Annotated in this window: 4 protein-coding genes; 1 reads left to right on the forward strand and 3 read right to left on the reverse strand. The window is 68.3% G+C overall.

The window, feature by feature from the left end:
- Positions 1-250: 250 nt before the first annotated feature.
- Complete coding sequence (gene eda / locus ACLP25_RS06600; RefSeq protein ID WP_442468425.1) at positions 251-901, reverse strand: bifunctional 4-hydroxy-2-oxoglutarate aldolase/2-dehydro-3-deoxy-phosphogluconate aldolase; 651 nt, start codon at positions 899-901, stop codon at positions 251-253.
- 123 nt (positions 902-1,024) lie between these two features.
- On the opposite strand from eda, the gene ACLP25_RS06605 reads away from it, so the two are divergent.
- Positions 1,025-2,803 (forward strand): cation:proton antiporter domain-containing protein, encoded by a 1,779-nt coding sequence (locus tag ACLP25_RS06605; RefSeq protein WP_442468426.1) that lies wholly within the window; start codon positions 1,025-1,027, stop codon positions 2,801-2,803.
- 6 nt (positions 2,804-2,809) lie between these two features.
- Here ACLP25_RS06605 and ACLP25_RS06610 read toward each other — a convergent pair whose 3' ends face one another.
- Positions 2,810-3,316: a disulfide bond formation protein B gene (locus ACLP25_RS06610; RefSeq protein WP_442468427.1), complete on the reverse strand. Its 507-nt coding sequence runs from the start codon at positions 3,314-3,316 to the stop codon at positions 2,810-2,812.
- A 10-nt stretch (positions 3,317-3,326) separates the two neighbouring features.
- On the reverse strand, positions 3,327-3,908 hold the full coding sequence (locus ACLP25_RS06615) for a YqaA family protein (RefSeq protein ID WP_442468428.1): 582 nt from the start codon (positions 3,906-3,908) through the stop codon (positions 3,327-3,329).
- Positions 3,909-4,157 lie beyond the last annotated feature (249 nt).

Genomic DNA, 4,157 nt, shown 5'->3' on the forward strand with positions numbered 1-4,157 from the left:
CCGACGCAGAGGGCTCATCTCGGCCATCTGAAACTCCTGTCTGAGAGTGGGCTTTGAACACCCCATCCTCTCAGGCAGGAGGACCTTCACTCCATCCCGCCGATCCCCCGCTCGCTTCCGCCTCCGCCGCGATAGCGGCTTCGTTCAATGAATCGCATGTGAGCGCATAATCATCATACATTGCAATGGCTTATGTGTTTCAATTTGATTCATCCGGATCGGATACCGCTCTAGCGCCGTGTGGACGGCGCTACGCCCCCCCCTTCAGCCCCGCCGCCTCGCGCGCGAGCTTTTCCACCGTCGCGTAATCGCCCTTCGCCAGCGCGTCCTTCGGCAGCATCCACGAGCCGCCGATGCAGGCGACGTTGGGCAGCTTGAGGTAGTCCGGGGCCTTGGCGAGGTCGATTCCGCCGGTCGGGCAGAACCGCAGGTCCGGCAGGGGCGCAGCGAGCGAGGCGATAAGCCTCGCGCCTCCGACCGCCTCGGCCGGAAACAGTTTCAGCGCGCGAAAGCCGAGCTCCCTGAGCGCCATCGCCTCCGAGGCGGTGGCGCAGCCGGGGAGGAACGGAACCGGAGCGCCGGCCGCCGCTTCAGCCAGCGACGGCGTCACGCCGGGGCTTACCAGGAAGCGCGCGCCCGCCGCGACCGCCTCGCCGATCTGCCCGGGCGAGGTGATCGTGCCCGCGCCCACGACTGCGTCCGGAATTTCTCTTGCGATCGCCGCAATGGCTGCAAGCGCGCTTTGGGTGCGCAGGGTGACCTCGATCGCGTACAGCCCGCCCGCCACAAGCGCCCGCGCCTGACCGAGGCCATCCTCGACGCTTGTCACCGTCAGCACCGGAATGACCGGCGCGAGCGCCATGATCGCGACGGATTCTGCATCACGGGTATACTGCGCCATCGGCGGCCCTCGCGGTCTCATCAGAAACGTCGCGCAGACATAGCACGCAACGAGGGTCAATCGCGAGGCTCGCCCCGGCCCTCGAATCGACTAAGGTCGTCGGACGCTGAACGGCGAAGCCCCTTGAACGAGACGCTCGACCTCCCGCTCTACAGAGAAGCATTGCTGTTTCTGGCGATGGCGGGCGGCGTCGCGCCGCTGTTCTTCCGTCTGCGGGTCAGCCCGGTGTTCGGCTACCTGCTCGGAGGCGTGGCGCTCGGGCCCTATGGTCTTGGCGCCCTCGGCGCCAAGGCGCCGTGGCTCGGCGTGGTCGCCATCAGCAACGTCGAGACGATCGACAGGATCGCCGCCTTCGGCGTCGTCGCGTTGCTGTTCACGATGGGCCTCGAACTGTCGTTCGAGCGCATCCGGCGCATGCGGCGGCTGGTGTTCGGCCTCGGGTTCGCGCAGGTCGTCGTCACCACACTCGCCCTGACCGCGGCGGCGTACGCCCTCGGGCTTGCCCCGACCTCCGCCCTCGTCGTCGCCGCTGCGCTCAGCGTGTCGTCGACCGCGATCGTCATCCCGGTCCTGATCGAAGGCAAGCGGCTTGCGGCGCCGGTCGGGCGCGCAAGTTTTGCGGTTCTGCTGTTCCAGGACCTCGCGGTCGCGCCGCTGCTGGTCATGGTCAGCGCCTTCTCAGGCGGCGGGGGGCGGAGCCTGGGGCTCCAACTCGTCGAGACGCTCGTCCCGGCGGCGGCGGCGCTGGCGGCGCTCATCGGCTTCGGCCGGCTGGCGCTGCGGCCGTTCTTCCATTTCGTCGCCGAAACCCGGAGCGCGGAATTCTTCATGGCCGCCTGTCTCTTGGTGGTGCTCGGCGACGCGCTCCTGGCGGCGGCGAGCCATCTGTCGATGGCGCTCGGCGCCTTCGTCGCCGGTCTTCTTCTGGCCGAGACCGAATACCGCCGCGAGATCGAGGTGACGATCGAGCCGTTCAAGGGCCTGTTGCTCGGCCTCTATTTCGTCTCGGTCGGCGCCGGGATCAATCCGGCGCTCATTCTCGCCAGTCCCGGCCTGATCCTCGGCATCGCTGCGGGGCTCATCGTCGCCAAGGGCCTCGTCCTGTTCGGCCTTGCGCGCGCCTTCCGCCTGCCCGCTCGGGTCAGCGCGGAAATGGCGCTGCTGCTCGGCCCGGGCGGCGAGTTCGGCTTCGTCATGATCGGCGCGGGGCTCGCCGGCGGTCTGATCGACCGGGCCCTGTCGACGACGCTGGTGACCGCGGTGGCGATCTCGATGCTCGCCATCCCTGCGCTCGCCCGGGTCGGCGCGTTGATCGACCCGCTGACCCGGGCTCGGTCCGACGGGCCGCCCGAGGAAACGCCGCCGGGCGCCGACGCGCCGCGCGTGATCATTGTCGGCTACGGTCGGGTCGGGGCGCTGATCGGCGACATGCTCGACGCGCATGCGATCCCGTTCATCGCCGTGGATTCGGACCCGCGCCTTGTCGCCAGCGCCCGCGAGGCGGGCAAGCCCGTCTACTACGGCGACGCGTCGCGCGCCGACTACCTGCGCCGCTGCGGCCTTGAGACCGCGCGCGCGGTGGTGGTGACGATGGACTCGCCGCACGCCAACGAGACGGTGGTCGAGACGACGCGCAGGCTCCGACCGGACGTAACCCTGGTGGCGCGCGCCCGCGACGCCGAGCACGCCCGCAAGCTCTACGACCTCGGCGTCAGCGACGCGGTCCCGGAGACGATCGAGGCGAGCCTGCAGCTCGCCGAGGCGACGCTGGTCGACCTCGGCGTGCCGATGGGTTACGTCATCGCGTCGATTCACGAGAAGCGCGACGAATACCGGAGAATTCTGGCCGCTGCGGGCGCGCCGGAGCGGCCGCGGTCGACCCGCAGGCCGAGGCGCGTCTGATTCGCCTCAGCGCTTGAGCCCGACGGCGAGCGCCGAGTAGATCGCCGCCACCGCGCTCGCCACGACGTCCCAGCCGGCGAAGGAAAGGCCGAGGATACGCAGCTGCACCTCGTCGCAATTGACCACGCGCACGGAGTTCAGCGACTTCATCAAATCGTTGACGCCGACCGAGTCGGAAAGCGACCCCGTGCAGGCGGTCGGCCCCGGCCACCAGTGCTGTTCGACGCCGACGTGATAGAAGGCGAGCGCGACGTTGGCGAGAAAGATGAGCGCCAGCAGCGCGAACAGCGCCCGCGCGAGGCCGTGCAGCGACCGGCTGGCGCAATAGGCCGTCAGCGCTGCCAGAGGCGCGCCAGCGTAAAAGGCGTAGCGCTCGGTGAGGCAAAGCTCGCAGGGGGTGAAGCCGTAGGCCTCAAACGTCCACACCGCCGCGAGCGTCGCCAGCGCGCCGGCCAGGATCCACAAGGCCCGTCCGACCTGCGACGGCGGCAGGATGAGCCCGATCACATCCATCAGAGTCCCTTCAGAACACTTTCACCGCGATGACGAAGCCTGCGGCCGTCACCGCCACGAAGGCGGCGAGCACGGCGGCGAAATTGCGCTCCATCGCGTCGCGCACTGGGTCGCCGAACCAGTTGAGCGCCCCCGCCACGAGAAAGAACCGAGCCCCCCGCGTCAGCACGGACAGCGCGACGAACAGCGGGAAATTGTAGCCGAGCAGGCCGCTCGTGACGGTGACGAGCTTGAAGGGGATCGGCGTCAGGCCCTTGACGAGGATGACGAGCCAGCCCCATTCGGCGTAGGTCGCTTTGAGCGCGTCCATCTTGGCCCCATAGCCGTAAAGATTGACGAGCCACTGGCCGAGCGTGTCGTAGAGCGCCGCGCCGATGGCATAGCCGAGAACACCGCCGAGCACCGAGGCGAGGGTCGCAACAAGCGCGAACCGCCAAGCCTTGCCGGGATGCGCGAGCGCCATCGGCGCGAGCAGCACGTCGGGCGGGATCGGAAAGAATGAGCTTTCCGCGAAGGCGACCGCCGCCAGCGACGCTTCGGCGTGCCGGCTTTGCGCGAGCGTTTTGACGCGGGCGTAGAGCGTGTCGAACATGGGGATCCTTCTTGGGCGCGCGACTTCTACGCGGTTCTGGTACGCGGTTCTGGCGAGCGCGTCCATGGCGCATGGGCCGAAGCAATTCGTGCGCCAACACCGCAAACCACGCCCACGCGGCCCAGGGGAATCGCATTTGGAAAGATTTGAGGGAATGTGCGGGTCTTGCGGGTCTGCGGTCTGATCGATTCTACCTCTGGAGGCGCGAATCAAGCCTTTGGAGACGATATTGGAACAGTTTGTGGCATG

Origin of the sequence: Roseiarcus sp., assembly GCF_052145395.1 — a bacterium.
GTDB lineage: Bacteria > Pseudomonadota > Alphaproteobacteria > Rhizobiales > Beijerinckiaceae > Roseiarcus.